This window comes from Nonomuraea sp. NPDC049625 (assembly GCF_040675285.1).
GTDB classification, from domain to species: Bacteria; Actinomycetota; Actinomycetes; order Streptosporangiales; family Streptosporangiaceae; genus Nonomuraea; species Nonomuraea angiospora_A.
Genome location: NZ_JBFAOQ010000015.1, coordinates 41,817 through 59,141, shown reverse-complemented (window position 1 = coordinate 59,141; position 17,325 = coordinate 41,817). Strand labels below are relative to the sequence as shown.

Annotated in this window: 19 protein-coding genes and 1 riboswitch; of the genes, 5 read left to right on the top strand and 14 right to left on the bottom strand. The window is 70.2% G+C overall.

Annotated features, from left to right (window positions below; translation table 11 throughout):
* The first annotated feature begins 132 nt into the window (after positions 1-132).
* Positions 133-624, top strand: a complete 492-nt coding sequence (locus AB0J87_RS46355; RefSeq protein ID WP_350723746.1) for a hypothetical protein — start codon at positions 133-135, stop codon at positions 622-624.
* Positions 625-690: 66 nt separating this feature from the next.
* On the opposite strand, the gene AB0J87_RS46350 is transcribed toward AB0J87_RS46355, so the two are convergent.
* From AB0J87_RS46350 to AB0J87_RS46325, 6 genes are all read right to left on the bottom strand, one after another.
* Entirely contained in the window at positions 691-1,473 is a 783-nt protein-coding gene (locus AB0J87_RS46350; RefSeq protein WP_363977717.1) for a type III pantothenate kinase, read from the bottom strand.
* 3 nt (positions 1,474-1,476) lie between these two features.
* Entirely contained in the window at positions 1,477-4,002 is a 2,526-nt protein-coding gene (locus tag AB0J87_RS46345; protein ID WP_363977714.1) for an L-aspartate oxidase, read from the bottom strand.
* Positions 4,003-4,065: 63 nt separating this feature from the next.
* On the bottom strand, positions 4,066-4,572 hold the full coding sequence (locus AB0J87_RS46340; protein WP_363977711.1) for a DUF6624 domain-containing protein: 507 nt from the start codon (positions 4,570-4,572) through the stop codon (positions 4,066-4,068).
* Positions 4,573-4,591: 19 nt separating this feature from the next.
* Positions 4,592-5,428, bottom strand: coding sequence for a pantoate--beta-alanine ligase (panC, locus tag AB0J87_RS46335; RefSeq protein ID WP_363977708.1), 837 nt, complete (start codon positions 5,426-5,428; stop codon positions 4,592-4,594).
* A 16-nt stretch (positions 5,429-5,444) separates the two neighbouring features.
* A complete protein-coding gene (locus tag AB0J87_RS46330; protein ID WP_363977705.1) occupies positions 5,445-6,335 on the bottom strand; it encodes a DUF2520 domain-containing protein in 891 nt (296 codons plus the stop codon).
* 441 nt (positions 6,336-6,776) lie between these two features.
* Positions 6,777-7,004: a chaplin family protein gene (locus AB0J87_RS46325; protein ID WP_350723755.1), complete on the bottom strand. Its 228-nt coding sequence runs from the start codon at positions 7,002-7,004 to the stop codon at positions 6,777-6,779.
* A 186-nt stretch (positions 7,005-7,190) separates the two neighbouring features.
* Here AB0J87_RS46325 and AB0J87_RS46320 point away from each other — a divergent pair, with 186 nt between their 5' ends.
* Positions 7,191-8,153 (top strand): SAM-dependent methyltransferase, encoded by a 963-nt coding sequence (locus AB0J87_RS46320; protein ID WP_363977701.1) that lies wholly within the window; start codon positions 7,191-7,193, stop codon positions 8,151-8,153.
* Here the strand turns inward: AB0J87_RS46320 and AB0J87_RS46315 are convergent.
* Both AB0J87_RS46315 and AB0J87_RS46310 read right to left on the bottom strand, forming a co-directional pair.
* Positions 8,137-9,330: a cytochrome P450 gene (locus AB0J87_RS46315; protein ID WP_363977698.1), complete on the bottom strand. Its 1,194-nt coding sequence runs from the start codon at positions 9,328-9,330 to the stop codon at positions 8,137-8,139. The genes AB0J87_RS46320 and AB0J87_RS46315 overlap by 17 nt on opposite strands.
* A 9-nt stretch (positions 9,331-9,339) precedes the next feature.
* Positions 9,340-10,077 (bottom strand): TerC family protein, encoded by a 738-nt coding sequence (locus AB0J87_RS46310; RefSeq protein WP_363977695.1) that lies wholly within the window; start codon positions 10,075-10,077, stop codon positions 9,340-9,342.
* Positions 10,078-10,189: 112 nt separating this feature from the next.
* Positions 10,190-10,305: riboswitch (SAM riboswitch) on the top strand.
* Positions 10,306-10,431: 126 nt separating this feature from the next.
* Between AB0J87_RS46310 and AB0J87_RS46305 the strand changes: the two genes are divergently transcribed.
* The gene (locus tag AB0J87_RS46305) at positions 10,432-11,643 is read left to right on the top strand and encodes an aminotransferase class V-fold PLP-dependent enzyme (RefSeq protein ID WP_363978445.1); all 1,212 of its coding nucleotides are present in this window, start codon (positions 10,432-10,434) and stop codon (positions 11,641-11,643) included.
* 44 nt (positions 11,644-11,687) lie between these two features.
* Here AB0J87_RS46305 and AB0J87_RS46300 read toward each other — a convergent pair whose 3' ends face one another.
* Positions 11,688-12,338, bottom strand: a complete 651-nt coding sequence (locus AB0J87_RS46300) for a DoxX family protein (RefSeq protein WP_355193552.1) — start codon at positions 12,336-12,338, stop codon at positions 11,688-11,690.
* A gap of 123 nt (positions 12,339-12,461) precedes the next feature.
* Here AB0J87_RS46300 and AB0J87_RS46295 point away from each other — a divergent pair, with 123 nt between their 5' ends.
* Together AB0J87_RS46295 and AB0J87_RS46290 are read left to right on the top strand one after the other, a co-directional pair.
* Positions 12,462-13,607 (top strand): NADH-quinone oxidoreductase subunit D, encoded by a 1,146-nt coding sequence (locus tag AB0J87_RS46295; RefSeq protein ID WP_363977690.1) that lies wholly within the window; start codon positions 12,462-12,464, stop codon positions 13,605-13,607.
* On the top strand, positions 13,604-14,671 hold the full coding sequence (locus AB0J87_RS46290) for an acyltransferase (protein WP_363977687.1): 1,068 nt from the start codon (positions 13,604-13,606) through the stop codon (positions 14,669-14,671). The genes AB0J87_RS46295 and AB0J87_RS46290 overlap by 4 nt, the downstream gene beginning before the upstream one ends.
* On the opposite strand, the gene AB0J87_RS46285 is transcribed toward AB0J87_RS46290, so the two are convergent.
* From AB0J87_RS46285 to folP, 5 genes are read right to left on the bottom strand one after another with little or no spacing between them, the layout of a single operon-like run.
* Positions 14,668-15,123, bottom strand: coding sequence for a DUF3180 domain-containing protein (locus AB0J87_RS46285; RefSeq protein WP_350723765.1), 456 nt, complete (start codon positions 15,121-15,123; stop codon positions 14,668-14,670). The genes AB0J87_RS46290 and AB0J87_RS46285 overlap by 4 nt on opposite strands.
* Positions 15,120-15,623 carry a 2-amino-4-hydroxy-6-hydroxymethyldihydropteridine diphosphokinase gene (folK, locus tag AB0J87_RS46280; RefSeq protein WP_350723766.1) on the bottom strand — a complete coding sequence of 168 codons (504 nt, stop codon included), beginning with the start codon at positions 15,621-15,623 and terminating at the stop codon, positions 15,120-15,122. The genes AB0J87_RS46285 and folK overlap by 4 nt, the downstream gene beginning before the upstream one ends.
* Positions 15,620-16,012: a dihydroneopterin aldolase gene (gene folB, locus AB0J87_RS46275; RefSeq protein ID WP_350723768.1), complete on the bottom strand. Its 393-nt coding sequence runs from the start codon at positions 16,010-16,012 to the stop codon at positions 15,620-15,622. The genes folK and folB overlap by 4 nt, the downstream gene beginning before the upstream one ends.
* Complete coding sequence (locus AB0J87_RS46270; RefSeq protein WP_350723770.1) at positions 15,975-16,421, bottom strand: nuclear transport factor 2 family protein; 447 nt, start codon at positions 16,419-16,421, stop codon at positions 15,975-15,977. Before AB0J87_RS46270 ends, folB begins: the two co-directional genes overlap by 38 nt.
* Positions 16,418-17,275, bottom strand: a complete 858-nt coding sequence (gene folP / locus AB0J87_RS46265) for a dihydropteroate synthase (protein ID WP_350723772.1) — start codon at positions 17,273-17,275, stop codon at positions 16,418-16,420. Before folP ends, AB0J87_RS46270 begins: the two co-directional genes overlap by 4 nt.
* Between the last annotated feature and the right edge of the window lie 50 nt (positions 17,276-17,325).

Below are 17,325 nucleotides of genomic sequence, written 5' to 3'. Positions count from 1 at the left end.
GGGGATATGGCGACCTGCAAGGGTTCGTCGGCACGCTGCAGGACCGCTGCAAGAGCCCTCTTCTATCAATGTCTCACGAGCTCAGGGGGGAACCGGTAGGGAGCCGGTCCAAGGGGAGCTCAAGGAGAGAAGATGTTGAAGAAGATCGCGACAGGCTTCCTCGCCGTCGCCGCCACCAGCGCTCTGGCCCTGTCGCTGCCTTCCGCCGCCAACGCCGCCACGGCCGGCGCCGCGAACCACGACGACGACTACTCCGACTACTGGAGCCCCGTCTACTCCAAGAACGGCCTGGCGAAGTCGCAGGGCTGGATCGGCGTCAGCTGGGACGAGGACGGCGAGTCGAACGAGGTCACCGTCAAGGGCCGGCTCTACGACCTGGACAACCGCGACGAGGACGAGGGCGGCAAGTGCGCATTCGTGAAGTTCGAGGCCAGCGACTTCGACCACGACTGGTCGCCGGTCTTCTCCAAGAAGTACTGCGGCTTCCCCGGCTACAAGAAGTTCACCTTCTCGGAGAACGACGTCTTCAGCGTGCGGGTGAAGGTCTGCCAGATCGGCCAGTACAGCAACTACCCCACGAAGTGCAGCCCCTGGGACTACATCTACACCGCCGAGAGCGAGTGACGAGTCGTCCCCGGACGTGCGAGCGGCCTCCCACCCGAGCGGGAGGCCGCTTTTTCCTGTCGGGGCTCAGGCCGTGTTCCGCTTGTAGATCAGGCGCAGGCCGATGAGCGTCAGCCACGGCTCGTGCACGTCGATGGAGCGCGACTCGCCCACCACCAGCGCCGCGTGCCCGCCCGTGGCCACCACCGTCACCTCGTCGGGGTCGTCGGCCAGCTCGGCCGCCATCCGTTCCACGATCCCGTCCACCTGGCCCGCGAAGCCGTAGATGATGCCGGCCTGCAGGGCCTCCACGGTGTTCTTGGCGATCACCGAGCGCGGCCTGACCAGCTCCACCTTGTGCAGTTGGGCCCCGGCGGCGGCCAGCGCGTCGACCGAGATCTCGATGCCGGGCGCGGTCACCGCGCCGACGTACTCGCCCTTGGCCGACACCGCGTCGAACGAGGTCGCGGTGCCGAAGTCGACGATGACGCAGGGGCCGCCGTACTGCTCGATGGCCGCCAGCGCGTTCACGATGCGGTCGCTGCCGACCTCTTTGGGGTTGTCCATGCGTACGGGCACCCCGGTGCGGATGCCCGGCTCCACGATCACCGCCGTCACGTCGCCGTAGTAGCGGCGGCACATCTCACGCATCTCGTTGAGCACGCTCGGAACGGTCGAACAGATGGCGATGCCGTCAATGTCGGCCCCCTTGAGCAGCGGCGACTGCGCCAGCAGCCCCTGGAGGACGACGGCGATCTCGTCGGCGGTGCGGCGGGCGTCGGTGGCCAGCCGCCAATGCTCGATGACGTCCTCGCCCTCGAACAGCCCGAGCACGGTGTGCGTGTTGCCGACGTCGATCGTGAGCAGCATCAATTACCCCCGCAGATCCAATGCGATGTCCAGAGCCGGCGCAGAGTGCGTCAGCGCTCCCACCGCCAGATAGTCAACGCCAGTTTCGGCCACGCGACGAGCCGATTCCAAGGTCAATCCCCCGCTGGCTTCGAGCGCAACCCTGTTCCCTGCCCGATTTTTCACGACATGTACGGCGCGGTCCGTGTCCTCGATCGTGAAGTTGTCCAGCAGGATCTCCTCGGCCCCCTCGTCCAATACGGCCTCCAGTTGATCGAGCCGGTCGATCTCCACCTCGATCGGCAGGTCGGGGTAGCGCTCCCTGACCGCCCTGAACGCCGCGGCCACCCCACCGGCCGCCACGACGTGGTTGTCCTTGATCAGCGCGGCGTCCGACAGCGACATCCGGTGGTTCACGCCGCCGCCGCAGCGCACCGCGTACTTCTCCAGCGCCCGCAGCCCCGGCAGCGTCTTGCGGCTGTCCCGCACGCGCGCCGCCGTACCGCTGATCGCCTCCACCCACCTGCCGGTCAGCGTGGCCACCCCGGACAGGTGCGTGAGCAGGTTGAGCGCGGTGCGCTCGGCCGTCAGCAGGGCCCGTACCGGCCCCTCGACCGTCATCAGCACGTCTCCGGCCCGCACCCGCTCGCCGTCCTTGGCCCTCCTCTCGGTACGGGCGGCGCCCAGCCGGACGAACACCGCCTCCGCGACCGCCAGCCCGGCCACGACGCCGTCCTTGCGGGCCACCACGTCGGCCACCGAGCGCTGCTCGGCCGGGATCGTGGCCAGGCTCGTCACGTCGCCGGCCTCCTGCAGGTCCTCGGCCAGCGCCCGGTCGATCAGCGCGTCCACCTCGGCCGGGTCCAGCCCGGCGGCGGTCAGCTCCTGCGCCAGGCGCGGCGGAGTCGCGTCGCCGTGGGGCGTGTACGTCATGCGGGGGCCCTCCTCGGTCAGGGTCACGTCCAGGTGGCCCAGCCATTCGTTGTCGTCACGGGTGCCGTAGTCCTCGCGCCAGTGCGAGCCGCGGGTCTCGAGCCTGGCCGCCGCCGCGCCGGTGAGCACGGTGGCGACGGTGAGCAGGTTGGTGGCCTCCCAGGACTCGGTGCAGGCGGGCACCTCGACCGGCGTCCAGCGGGCGTCGCGCAGCGCCCTGGCCGTGGCCAGCAGCGACTCGCGGCTGCGCAGCACGCTCGCCCCGGTGCTCATGTGGCCCTGGATCCTGGGCCTGACCCTCGGGTCCACCAGGCCGGAGGCGGCGCCGCTCTCGACCGGCTCGCCCGGCGCGGGGCGTACCGCCTGGATGTCCTCGGCGATGCGCTCGGCGAAGACGAGCCCTTCGAGCAGGGAGTTGGAGGCCAGCCGGTTGGCGCCGTGCACGCCGGTGCAGGCCACCTCGCCGCACGCGTACAGGCCCTCGATCGAGGTACGGCCGCGCAGGTCCGTCATGACGCCGCCGCTCGCATAATGGGCGGCCGGGGCCACGGGGATCGGCTCGGTGGCCGGGTCGATGCCGTGCTCGCGGCAGACGGCGTAGATCGTGGGGAAGCGGGTCTCCCACTTCTCGCGGCCGAAGTGGCGGCCGTCGAGGTACATGTGGTCGCGGCCCGTCTCGCGTATCCTGCGCATGATCGCCTTGGCCACGATGTCGCGCGGCGCCAGGTCGGCCAGCTCGTGCGCGCCCTGCATGAACCTGACACCCTCGTGGTCGACCAGGTACGCGCCCTCGCCCCTGACCGCCTCCGAGATCAGCGGCTGCTGGCCCGTCGAGCCCTCGCCGAGCCACAGCACGGTCGGGTGGAACTGGACGAACTCGATGTCGCGCACCACGGCCCCGGCCCGCAGCGCGAGCGCGACCCCGTCGCCGGTGGAGACGGCGGGGTTGGTGGTGGCCGAGTAGACCTGGCCCATGCCGCCGGTGGCCAGCACCACCGCCCTGGCACGCACCGCGCCCACCCCGTCGCGGGCGCCTTCGCCCATGACGTGCAGCGTCACTCCCCTGGCCCGGCCCCGCGCGTCCTTGAGCAGGTCGAGCACCAGCGCGTGCTCGATCACCTCGATCTCCGCGGCCCGTACGGCCTCGACGAGCGCCCGCTGCACCTCGGCGCCCGTGGCGTCGCCGCCCGCGTGCACGATCCGGTCGCGCCGGTGCCCGCCTTCCCTGGTGAGCTGGAGCTCCCCGTCGGGGGTGCGGTCGAAACGGGCGCCGCGGCCGATGAGCCGCCGCAGCGCGCCGGGCCCCTCCGTGACGAGCGTGCGCACCGCCCGCACGTCGCACAGCCCGACGCCGGCGATCAACGTGTCGTTCAGGTGCTCGTCAGGGGTGTCGCGGGGGTCGAGCACGGCCGCGATGCCGCCCTGGGCCCACCGGGTGGAGCCCGCCGACAGCACGTCCTTGGTGACGACCAGCACCTTGGCGGACGGTTCCAGCTCCGCGTGGCGCAGGGCCACGGTCAGGCCCGCGACGCCGGAGCCGATGACGACCACGTCCGCCTCGACGGTCCAGCCGGCCGCGGGCGCGGTCAGCCGCAGGGGAATCGCCGGTGCACTCATCAGGGATCTCCTCACTGAGGGATTTCGTCAATATGACGATAACGCCTCGTGCGGAGTGAGATGTCAGCGGCCCTCTGTTTTCCGGATGAACGCCTCGTACTCGGCGAACGGCTCCAGCCCCACGGCCGCGCGACGCTCGTCGAGCAGGCCGGGGTCCTCGATCGGCATGGGCTCCAGGCCGCCTACGCCGTCGTGGAACTGCGTCCCGTAGAGCTGGGGACGGCCCGAGCGGACGCGTACCCGGTCCTCCAGGTACGCGAAGTCGCGCGGCGAGGCCTCCTCGCGCTCGACCGCGTCGGCCATCGCCTCGTGGAAGACCCGCTGCGCCCGGCGGGAGGTGGCGTGCTGGGCCAGCAGCCAGGCCGCCCGCGCGGCCCGGTGCCCGACCTGCGAGACCAGCGGCCAGCCGCGGGTGGCGACCACGGAGTAGAGCCAGGCGGTGTTTCCCTCGTCGAGCTTCTGCAGCCGCGCCAGCTGCCGGTCGTCGGGAAAACCCTTGGCCGGGTCGCGCATCGCCTGGTCCATCTCCATGCGCCGGAGCAACTCGTCCCGCAGCTCCTCGTCGGTCATGACCCGACGGTAAACCGCCTCAGGCGGGATTCAAGGTGAGGGTGACGTTGTCGATCAACCGGGTGGTGCCCACCGTGGCGGCGACCGCGAGCACGGCCATCCCCGCGTACGACTCGTCGACCTCGGCGAACGTCGCCGGATCGACCAGCGCCAGATAGTCGGTCGTCAGCCGGGGCCCGGCCGCGTCGAGCACCTCCTGGGCCACCGTACGGACCCGGGCCGGGGTGAGCTCGGCCGCGCCCGCCCGCAGCGCGCGGGAGAGCGCCAGCGCCACCTGGCGGTCGTCGTCGGACAGGTAGCGGTTGCGGCTCGACAGGGCCAGGCCGTCGGGCTCGCGTACGGTCGGCGCCCCCAGGATCTCGATGGGCAGGTCGAGGTCGGCGACCATGCGGCGGATGAGGGCGAGCTGCTGGGCGTCCTTCTGCCCGAAGACCGCCAGGTCGGGCTGGACCAGGTTGAACAGCTTGAGCACGACCGTCAGCACGCCGTCGAAGTGGCCGGGCCGGAAGGCGCCCTCGACGATCGAGCCCATGTGGCCCGCCGAGACGCTCACCTGGCGGTCGGACGCGTACATCTCCGCGGCGTCCGGATGGAAGACGACGTCCACGCCCTCGGCCCGGCACACGTCCAGGTCGGCGTCGAATGTACGGGGATAGCGTGAAAAATCCTCGCTTGGGCCGAATTGCAGGGGGTTGACGAAGATGCTGACCACGACCTGATCGGCGCGGACGCGGGCCTGCCTGATCAGCGACCTGTGCCCCTCGTGCAGCGCACCCATGGTGGGCACCAGAGCCACTGCACCACCCCGACGCCCCTTGACCAGGTCTTCCCGGCCCTTGGCGACGATCAACTCCATAAGATGCCCCTTACCGTCAGGTCCATATATTGCCCCCCAGCGCGTCGAGGAGCCGCTCCGCCTCCTCCGGTTTGAGCAGCCCCGCGGCCAGCGCGCGGTCGGCCGTGAGGCGGGCCAGCGCGATGTAGGCGTCCGCCGCCTCGGGAGCCGCCAGGATCAGCGCGTCCACGTGCCTGCGCACGGTGCCGGCGTCGCCGCGGACGACCGGGCCGGTCAGCCCCGTGATGCCCAGCCGCAGCACGTTGTCGAGCGCGGCCCCGAGCAGCGGGCCCAGCATCCGCCCCGGGTGCTCGACGCCGATGCGCCCCAGCAGCTCCTGCGACTCGGCGATGAGGGTGACCATGTGGTTGGCGGCCCCGGCCAGCGCCGCGTGGTAGAGCGCGCGGTCGGCGTCGGCGATCCAGACCGGCTCGCCGCCCATCTCGATCACCAGGGCCTCGGCGATCGGCCGCAGCACGTCGGGGGCGGTCACGCCGTACGAGATGCCGGTGAGCTTGTTGAGGTCGTCGTCCCTGCCCGTGAAGGTCATCACCGGGTGCAGCGCGAGCGGCAGCGCGCCGGCCTTGGCCGCCGGCTCCAGCACAGACAGCCCGTACGCCCCGCTGGTGTGCACCAGCAGCTTGCCGTGGAGGTCGGCACCCGTCGTGGCCAGCCCGTTGACGAGGTCGGGCAGCGTGTCGTCGGGCACGGTGAGCAGGATGAGCTGGGCCTGCGCGACCACCTCGTCGGGCCTGGACGGCTTGACGCCGAGCCGGTCGGCCGCCCATCGCTGTGAATTGTCCGAAACGCCGCTCGCGGCCGCGATCCGGTGGCCCGCCTGAGCCAGTGCGGCACCGAGGGCCGAGCCGACCTTGCCCGCCCCGAGTACGCCGACAGTCAGCCGTGCCGGGCGATCCCCTGCGTCCATGACGTCACACCCCTGTCGACCTGCTGATGAGAAGCCTGCCGGTCGGACTGCCGCCCTGGCCTCAACCAGGCACGACGAGCTGGACTCCGGTCCGACGAGCAGGCTTCTGTTGTGGCACTGCCGACCAGCGTAACGGCCTCCCAAGGGCTGCGGACTGTCGGGCGCGTCTCGCGACTCGCCCGAGGGCTCCTACGTGACCGCGGTTTTGCCGCCCGTTGAGTTAACGACAAAAGCGACAAGGGCATACAAAACGTGCACCCCCTGTCGGAAGAGATGAGGAGAGGGGTTTCATCGCATGGCAGCGGGCGCCGAGTCCCCTCATCCAGGACCCGACGCCCGCAGGATGTGACCTCTTGGAGGTGCGACCGGCCGGCCGCTCGCCGACCGACCAGCCGGAGTCGGAGCCCGGGCCGGACGAGTGCCGGCCCGGACTCTCTTCTTTCAGTGGTGGCTCGGCACGTAGGCGGTGGCGCCGCCCTGGCAGCCGGCGAACGCGGCGCCGATGACGGCCACGGCGTTGCCACAGATGTTGATCGGGATCGCGATCGGAAGGTGCAGCTGGTTGCCGCCGAGCACACTGCCGTTGCCGCTGGTCGTGTCGGCGTGCGCCGGGGCCGCGAGCGACAGCATGGCGACGGCTCCTGTGACGACCATGACCTTCTTCAGCACGAGGGCTCCTCTCGGTTTCGCGGCCTGGGGCCGCTGGTGCTTGCTCGGGAGCGGTCGGTCGCGCCAAATGGGGGTGACGCAACGCGCACGCTCGATGACATTAGGTAAACGTACCGCAAGTCGGCGACAATGAGTAGCCAAACGATGACGATGCGTGTCACCCGAAAGTCATGAGATAGTCCTGACATGTGGCTCACCTGGCGCGCCGCAATGGAGCGCGCGCTGTACGGCGAGGAGGGCTTCTACCTTCGCGAACGCCCTTCGGGCCACTTCCGGACCTCGGTCAGCGCCTCCCCGGCGTTCGCCGACGCGGTGCTGGCGTTGCTGTCGGAGGTGGACACCGAGCTCGGCGGTCCTGACGTGCTCGACCTGGTCGACATCGGCGCGGGCGAGGGCACGCTGGTCGCCCAGGTGCTGGAGGCCGCCGAGCCCGCGCTGCGCGACCGGCTCCGCGTCACCGCCGTCGACCTCTCCCCCAGGCCGGACGGCCTGCCCGAGCGGATCGCCTGGCGGCGGAGCGTGCCCACCGGCATCACGGGCCTGGCCATCGCCAACGAGTGGCTCGACAACGTGCCGCTCGACGTGGTGGAGCAGACCTCCGCCGGGCCACGCCTCATCATGGTGAACGTCCGCACCGGCGAGGAGCGCCTCGGCGGGCCGCCGCGACCGGACGACTGCGCCTGGCTCGACCGGTGGTGGCCGCTGGCCCGGGTGGGCTCGCGCGCGGAGATCGGCCGCCCCCGCGACGAGGCGTGGGCCTCCGTCCTGGGACGCCTCACAAGGGGCCGAGCGATTGCCGTGGATTATGCACACCCTGTGGATAACCGGCCGCTCTGTGGCACGTTGACCGGTTACCGCGACGGCGCGGTCGTTGCCCCGATCCCCGATGGGACCTGCGATATCACGGCTCATGTCGCGCTTGACGCGTGCGCCGAGGCCGGGCGCCAGGCCGGCGCGATATCCACAGCCTTGTCCACACAGCGCGACGCGCTGAGGGCTTTGGGGATCACCGGCACCAGGCCCCCGATCGACCTGGCCCGCACCGAGCCGCGCACCTACATCCGGGCGCTGGCCAGGGCGTCGGAGGAGGGTGAGCTGATCGACCCGGCGGGGCTCGGCGGGTTCGGCTGGCTCAGCCAGCGGCGGTGACCTCCAGCGACCGCAGCCCCCTGATGATGTAGCCGGGCTTCCAGCTCGGCTCCTCCCGCAGTTCGAGCTTGGCCGCCCGGTCCAGGAGAGCGCCGTACGACTCGATGAGCTCGATGCGGGCCAGCGGCGCGCCCAGGCAGAAGTGGATCCCGGCCCCGAACGAGATGTGCGGATTGTCGGCCCGCCCCACGTCGAGCCGGTCCGGGTCCTCGAAGACCGCCGGGTCGCGGTTGGCGGAGCCGAACAGCAGCGCCACCTCCGACCCGCGCGGGATCTCCACCCCGTGCACCTCGATGTCCTCCAGCACCCAGCGTTCGAACATCTGCAGCGGCGTGTCCCAGCGCATCACCTCCTCGACGGCCGTGGGCAGCAGCGAGCGGTCCTCGCGCAGCCGGGCCAGTTCGGAGGGGTTGCGGAGCAGGGACCACCAGCCGTTGCCCGTCACGTTCACGGTGGCCTCGTGACCGGCGTTGAGCAGCAGCACGCACGTGCCGACCAGCTCGTCCTCGGTCAGCTCGTCGATCTGCGCCAGGGCGCTGATCAGGTCGTCGCCGGGAGCCCGGCGGCGCTCCGCGGCCAGGGTCTTGAGGTAGTCGGCGAACTCCGACGCCGCCCGTACCGCCGTGTGCTGGGCCTCAAGGCTCGGGTTGAGCTCGTACATGCCGCAGATCTCCGCCGACCAGGGGCGCAGCAGGTGGCGGTCGGCGTGGGGGATGCCGAGCATCTCCGCGATCACCGTCACCGGGAGCGGCTCGGCTACCTCGGCGAGCAGGTCGCCGCCGCCCTTCTCCACGAACGCGTCCACCAGGCCCGCGGCGATGGCGCGCACCCGGGGACGCAGCGACTCGACCATGCGCGGAGTGAACGCCTTGGAGACCAGCCGGCGCAGCCTGGTGTGCACCGGCGGCTCCACGTCGAGCATGCCCGCCCTGATCACCCGCCAGAACGGCTCCTGGAACTCCGGCTCCGCCGGCCTCCCGAACTCCTCGTTGGTGGCCACGTGGAGGTGGGACCGCCCCAGACGGCGGTCCCTGAGCAGGGCGTTCACGTCGGCATGACGTGAGATCAGCCACTGGTTCGTCGGCTCGAAGTAGCTGACCGGCGCCTCGCGCCTCAGCTCGTCGTACACCCGGTACGGGTGCGCCACGAAATCCGGATCCCAAGGGTCAAATCGCACTATTTCATCTTAAGGAGTGAGGTCCTCCTGTGGCGCCGTCCGCTTGCTCCGCATCCGGATGTTCAGCAGCTCGACGACGAGCGAGAACGCCATCGCGAAGTAGATGTAGCCCTTGGGGATGTGCTGGCCGAAGCCCTCGGCGATGAGCACCACGCCGATCAGCACGAGGAACGACAGCGCCAGCATCTTGATGCTCGGGTGCCGGTCCACGAACCTGCTGATCGGTCCCGACGCGAACAGCATCACCAGCACCGCCACCACGACCGCCGCGATCATCACGCCGAGCGTGTCGACCATGCCGACGGCGGTGATGACGGAGTCGAGCGAGAACACGATGTCCAGCACCATGATCTGGATGATCACCGAGGCGAAGGAGGCGGCCGCGGCCTTCTTGCCGTCCTTGCCCACGGGGCCGTCCATGCTGTGGCCGATCTCGGTGACGCTCTTGCCCAGCAGGAACAGTCCGCCGAGCAACAGGATCAGGTCGCGTCCCGATATTTCGTGACCGAAGACGGCGAACAGCGGCTCGGTGAGCTGCACCACCCACGACAGGGCGAGCAGCAGGAGCAACCGGGTGATCAGCGCCGCGCCCAGACCCAGCACCCGGGCTCTGTCCCGTTGTTCGGGAGGTAGTTTCCCGGCCAGGATGGAGATGAAGATGATGTTGTCGATCCCCAGCACGATCTCCAGGGCGACCAGGGTGAAGAAACCGATCCAGATCTGCGGGTCGGTTACCCAGTCCAACATTTACGCACCTCCATGACACATGAGCGGGATTTCCGGTAGCAACGAGTCAGCCGCCGGATAAGTTCACCGACTTGCGATCGATGGAGGGGATTGGGTTATAGTCTCCGCCGTAGGTCATGAGTGCCAGCGACAAGCCCCGGCTAGCTGGCCGGCAACCCTCGCGTCCGCGGCGGGGTGCCCCGGGTGAAGACCTGGTCCGTCACGAAGTGTGGCGGGCAAGCGCGGGCTCCGTGGCTGCTTCCAGGGGTCCGATGACCCTGAGGGAGATGTGCCGTGTCCACGTTGACGATCTTCAGCTCCGTCCCCGCTCGCGCCGCCGAGGCCGAGGCCGTTCCGGTCGCCACGGGCAGGCCGATCCCCGCCGTGCTCGGGGCCGACCTCGAGGTGCCGGTCAAGGGCGGCCGGCTCGTCGGCTACGCCAACCTCGACTACGCCGCCAGCGCCCCCTGTCTCGAGCCGGTCAGCGCCGCCGTCACCGCCGCGCTCCCGGCCTACTCCAGCGTCCACCGGGGCGCGGGCTACGCCTCGCAGCTCACCACCGCCCGCTACGAGCAGGCCCGCCACACGGTCCGGGCGTTCGTCGGGGCCCGCCCGGACGACGCCGTGATCTTCACCCGCAACACCACCGACGCCACGAACCTCCTGGCCCGCTGCCTGCCCGCCGGCACCACCACCGTGGTCTTCGACACCGAGCACCACGCCTCTCTCCTCCCCTGGGAGAAGTCCGTACGGCTGGCGCCGCCCGCCTTCCCCGGCGAGGCGGTCCGCGCCGCCGACGCGGCCCTGGCCGGCATCGACGGCCCCAAGCTGCTCGTGGTCACCGCCGCCTCCAACGTCACCGGCGAGCTGTGGCCCATCGCCGCCCTGGCCCACGTCGCGCACCGGCACGGCGCCCGCATCCTGGTGGACGCCGCCCAGCTCGTACCGCACCGGCGGCTCAACCTGACCGCGCTCGACCTGGACTACGTGGCCTTCTCCGGGCACAAGCTGTATGCGCCGTTCGGCGCCGGAGTGCTGGTCGGGCGGCGGGACTGGCTCGCGGACGGCGAGCCGTACCTCAAGGGCGGCGGCGCGGTGCGCTCCGTGGGCGACGACACCGAGTGGCACGACGACCCGGAGCCGCGCCACGAGGCGGGCACCCCGAACGTGCTGGGCGCCATCGCCCTGGCCGCCGCCTGCGACGCGCTCACGGCCACCGGCTGGACCGCGCTGGTGCGGGAGGAGGAGCGGCTGATCGCGCGCCTGCGGTCCGGGCTGGCCTCGATCGAGGGCGTACGGGAGCTGTCGCTGTGGGGGGACGACCACCCGCGCGTCGGCATCGTGTCGTTCACCGTGGCCGGCTACTCGGCCCGCGAGGTGGCCGAGGTGCTGTCCGGCGAGTACGGCATCGGGGTGCGCGACGGCAAGTTCTGCGCGCACCCGTTCGTCCGGCACCTGTTGGGTGAGGCCGACGGCGGATGTGAGGACGGCACCGCTTCCGCGGTGCGGGCCTCCATCGGCATCGGCTCCACGCAGGAGCACGTGGACCGGCTGGTCGAGGCCGTGCGGGACCTCGTGAATCGCTGAGCCGGCCGCCCAATGAGCCGCCGAGTGAGCCGCTGGGTGAGCCGTTAGACGGCGTCGGAGCGGTTCGGCGGCTTGCGGTGCGGCGGCGGCTCGTCGGAGACCAGGGCGTCGATGTCCCTCATGTCGTCGTCGTTGACCCCGCCGGCCCGGTGCTCGGTCGGCTGCCTGGGCACCCGAGGCGCCTCGGCCGGCGTCGTGAGGCCGGCGGGCCTGGTCGTGACGTTCGACGGCTCCGGACGCTGTGGCCGCGCGGCGCTTTCCTCCTCGGCGGCCCGGCGTTCCGAGCGCCGGCGGAACATCGCGGCGAAGATCCCGTCGATCCCGATCCGACCGCCCCCCAGCGCCAGGAACAACAGGGCCAGTGCCCCGAGCGCGCCGGGCAGCTCCCAGCCGCCGGCGCTGGACAGCACCCCGTGCCCCGCGTGCACGTACGTGATGGCGCCCAGCATGTTGATCAGCAACAGCAGCCCCACCAGGCGCACCAGCAGGCCCAGGATCAGGAAAATGCCGCCCGCCATCTCGATGAGGGTCGCGAACATGGCGGCGAGCTCCGGCATCGGGATCCCCATCCCCTTGAACGCCTGCCCGGTGGCCGCAAGGCCACCCTCCCACTTCTGCGCGCCGTGGACCAAGAAGATCACGCCGGTCACCACCCGTGCGATCAACGCCGCGACATCAAACACAACTCTCTTCATGGTGTTATCTCCCCCCGGTTCCTTGTATTCCTCCCCGTGTCCGAGTTAGGGATGCGTTTCCGTACCATTCCTTGACCCGGCCCCGCCCTGGCCCAGCAACCGGCGCGGTGGCAGCATTGCCATATGACGGAACGTGTGGTCGGGATCGGCGCGGGTGCAAAAGAGCTGGCCACCGAGGACATGATCCTCAACATCGGCCCGCAGCACCCCTCGACCCACGGGGTGCTCCGGCTCAGGCTGACGCTCGACGGCGAACGCATCACCGCCGCCGAGCCGATCATCGGCTACATGCACCGGGGCGCGGAGAAGCTGTTCGAGGTCCGCGACTACCGTCAGATCATCATGCTGGCCAACAGGCACGACTGGCTGTCGGGGTTCGCGAACGAGCTGGGTGTGGTGCTGGCCGCCGAACGCCTGCTCGGCATGGAACCCCCGGTCCGGGCCGTGTGGGCGCGCACGCTGCTGGCCGAGCTCAACCGGGTGCTCAACCACCTGATGTTCCTCGGCTCCTATCCGCTGGAGCTCGGCGCGATCACGCCGCTGTTCTACTCGTTCAACGAGCGCGAGCGCATCCAGGCGGTCATGGAGGAGATCTCCGGCGGCCGCATGCACTACATGTTCAACCGGGTCGGGGGCCTCAAGGAGGACGTGCCGCTCGGCTGGCTCGACCGGGTGTCGGAGGCCGTCGCGGAGACCCGCCGCCGCGTGCCCGACATCGAGAACCTCATCCTGCACAACGAGATCTTCATCGCCCGCACCAGGGGCGTCGGCGTGCTCTCCCGCGAGCAGATCACGCAGTACGGCGTCAGCGGCCCCATCGCCCGAGCCTCCGGCGTGGACTTCGACCTGCGCCGCGACGACCCGTACCTCGCCTACCCCGAGCTGCCCGTGAAGGTCGTCACGCGGCAGGCCGGCGACTGCCACTCCCGGTTCGAGGTGCTGTTCGACCAGCTCAAGGTCTCACTCGACCTGGCCGAAGCCTGCGTCTCGCGGCTGCGCTCGCTGCCTCCCGGGCCGATCAACCAGCGCCTGCCGAAGGTGCTCAAGGTGCCGGAGGGCCACACGTACGCGTGGACCGAGAACCCTCTCGGCATCAACGGCTACTACCTGGTCTCCAAGGGAGACAAGACCCCGTGGCGGCTCAAGCTGCGCTCGGCCTCGTACAGCAACGTCCAGGTGCTGCGGGAGATGCTGCCCGGCCACCTGGTCGCCGACATGGTGGCCATTCTCGGCTCGATGTTCTTCGTCGTGGGTGACATCGACAAGTGAAAGTCGAGCGCGACAAGTACGTCGACTGGCTCCGCGCCCTGAGCCTCTGCGTCGTGGTGGTCTGGCACTGGGCGTTCACCATCCTGGAGTGGAAGCCGAGCGGCCCCGAGCCCACCAGCCCCCTGGGCTTCACCTCGGGGCTGTGGATCCTGACCTGGCTGCTGCAGGTGCTGCCGCTGTTCTTCTACGTCGGCGGCCACGTGCACCTGCTGTCCTGGGAGCGGGCCAAGGAACGCGGCGTCGGCATCGGCTCGTTCGTCTGGCGGCGCATCCGCGCGCTGGCCTTACCCGCCCTGTTCCTGTCCGGGGTGTGGATCGCCATCGGGGCGGTCGTGACGTACACGTTCCAGGTCGACTGGATGTGGCGGGTGGTGCTGCTGGTGCTCAGCCCGCTGTGGTTCCTGGGCGTCTACCTCGTCCTGATCGCGCTGCTGCCCGTGGCGCTCTGGCTGCACCGCCGCTACGACGTGCTGGCGCTGATCTGGCTCGGCGGCGCGTCGCTGGTGGTGGACGTGGTGCGCTTCCGGTACGGGGTCGACTGGGTCGGCTGGCTCAACATGATCATCGTCTGGGGGCTCGCCCACCAGGCCGGGTTCTTCTACGACCGGATCGTCATCCTGCCCAGGCGCTATGACGTCGCGGTGCTCTGGACGGGGCTGTTCGCCCTGTTCGGCCTGGTCTATTCGGGAATCTACCCGGGCTCGATGGTGGGCGTGCCGGGCGACAAGTGGTCGAACATGGCGCCGCCCACGTTCGTGATCGTCGCCCTGCTGCTGTTCCAGGTCGGGCTGGTGGAGGTGCTGCGGCCGTCGATGGAGCGGGTGCTGGAGCGTCCGGGCTGGCGCCGGGTGAACGAGTTCATCAACCGGTACTCGCTGCCGCTCTTCCTCTTCCACACGACCGGGATGGCCATCGCGCTGGGCCTGTCGTGGTGGCTCTTCGGCAGCCTGGGCACCGAGATCCCGCCGGACCTGAAATGGTGGCTGGAGCGCCCGATCGCCATCCTCGGCCCGCTGATCTGCACCGCCCCGGTCATCTATCTTTTCGGCAGGCGCTCGTCTTAGTCCGGTTTGTGCTCGTCCTGGTCCTTGGGGATCCGGCAGGCGTGCTCCAGGTAGAGGGCGGCGCAGATCAGCGCCACGCAGGCCACGAACGACCCCGCCGCGACGAAGAACTCCGCCCGCGGCGTCTCCCGGTCCAGGATCTGCACCGTGTAGAGCCCGAACCCGGCGAACAACCCGCCGAACACCGCCCCCGCGTACGCCGACGCCTTGGCCAGCGCCGCCAGCCGGGCCACCGACAGCGGCTCCACCGGCTTGGTGCCCGGCTTCCTGGCGATCCTGGCCTTGGTCACCCAGGCGCTGTAACCCTCGCCGATGGCCAGCAGCAGCACGGTCGGGATCGCCGTCCACGGCATCAGGGGCAGGTCTGAATAGAAGGGCCTGACCGCCGCCCACGCGATCAGCGCGACAACAGCGATGATGCCGACCAGGCGGCCCGGATGGGTGGGCTTCAATCGGGCCTCTGCAGCTTCAGGTCGTCGCGCAGGCGTACCCCCTGCTGGTCGATGCCCGCCAGCAGCTCCGCCACCCGGCCGCGCCCGGGCACCACCGCGTCGGGGTCGGCCTTCGCCCACGGCACGAGCACGAACGCGCGCTCGTGAGCGAGCGGATGCGGCAGCGTCAGCTCCGGCTCGTCGCAGATCGTGTCGCCCACCACGATCAGGTCGACGTCGAGCGTACGCGGACCCCAGCGCTCGGCGCGCACCCGCCCGAAGGCGTTCTCCACGCTCTGTGCCCGCTCCAGGAGCGTGCGCGGCTGCAGGGTGGTCTCCGCGATCACGATCGCGTTGAGATACGGCTTCTGTCCCGGCGGACCGCCCACAGGGTCGGTCTCGTAGACCGGCGACGCCTGGACGAACTCCAGCCCCGGGGCGTCGAACAGGGTGTCCACGGCGCCTTGCAACGTCTGGAACCGGGGCCCCAGATTGCTGCCGAGAGCGAGGACGACTTTCATACGCGGCTCCGCTCAATGGTCACGACCACGTCGTCGAACGGCAGCGGGATGGGCGCCGCCGGTTTGTGCACGCTCACCTCGACCCTACGCACCAGCTCACTGGCCAGGCACACATCGGCCAGCCGCTGCGCGAGCGTCTCTATCAACGCGACCGGCTCGCCCTCCACGACCTTGACCAGCGCCTCGGCCAGCTCTCCGTAGTGGACGGTCTTGGTGAGGTCGTCGCCGGCCGCGGCCGGCGCGGTGTCGAGGAACAACGTCGCGTCCACGACGAACTCCTGCCCGAGCTCCCGCTCGGCAGGGAGCACGCCGTGCCTCCCCCTGGCCCGCAGGCCCTTGAGAGCGATGCGATCAGGGCTCAAGCTCGCCTTCCTCCTCCTCGTCGTCATCTCCCTGGAGCACCGGCGAACCGTGGTGCATCCACAGCCTCCAGCCCTGCGGGGTGCGGATGTAGACGTTGCTGGCCACCACCTTGCCCGCGGCGAAGCTGGACTCACCCTCCTCGCCGGCGGTGAGGATGTTCTCGACGCAGGTGAGCACGGCCACATCGCCCAGCACGGTCGTGTCGACGTCGGTCAGCACGAACTGGATGTAGGTGGTGTTGGCCATGATCAGGGCCCACGACCGCAGCACCTCGGACCGGCCGCTGAGCAGGGTCCAGCCCGGGTGCACGCAGCTCACCTGGTCGTCGGCGGTGTCCTCGGCCCAGATCTCGGTCATCTTGTCGAGATCCGCGTTCTCGATCGCGGCGTAGAACTCCTGGTTGATCGTCTCGATCGCGACGGTGTCGACGCTCATGTGTTGGCTCCGGCTCTCTTCCATGCGGCTGCCACGCGTACGGCATCGGCGTTGGGACCCACCTCGTGGACGCGCACGCACCAGGCGCCCGCCTGGGCGGCCAGTGCGGTCACGGCCAGCGTCGCGGCGTCGCTGCGGCTGAACGGCCGGGGTGTGCCGTCAGGACCTGCCAGCAGGCGCCCGAGGAAGCGCTTGCGCGACGCTCCGATGAGCAATGGGTAGCCGAGCTCGGCCAGCTGGGGGATCCCGGCCAGCAGTGCCCAGTTGTGCTCGGCGTTCTTGGCGAAGCCCAGGCCGGGGTCGAGCACGATCTGCTGCTCCGTGACGCCTTCGGCCAGGACCAGATCGACCCGCTTGCCGAGCTCCTCGCGGACCTCGGTGACCACGTCGGCGTAGACCGCGCGGTTGTCCATGTCATGACTGTGGCCGCGCCAGTGCATCACGACGTACGGGACGCCGGTCGCGGCCACCACGCGCGGCATCTCCGGGTCGGCGAGACCACCGCTCACGTCGTTGACCAGCCGCGCCCCCGCCTCGACCGCGGCCTTGGCCACCTCGGCCCGCATCGTGTCGACGCTGACCGCCACTCCCTCGGCGTGGAGTGCCCTGATCACGGGGACGACCCTGGCCAGCTCCTCCTCGAGGGACACCCTGGCCGCGCCCGGACGGGTGGACTCGCCGCCCACGTCGACCAGGTCGGCCCCCTCCTGGACCAGCTCAAGGCCATGCTGGATGGCGGCCGCCTCGTCGAACCACAGGCCGCCGTCGGAGAACGAATCGGGGGTCACATTGACCACACCCATGACGAGGCACCGATCCGCACCTCCCGGCACGCTGATGGGCACGCTAGTCATGGGCCAAGCCTAGGCGCTCCCCCACACATGTTGACATCGTGGGTCCCCGT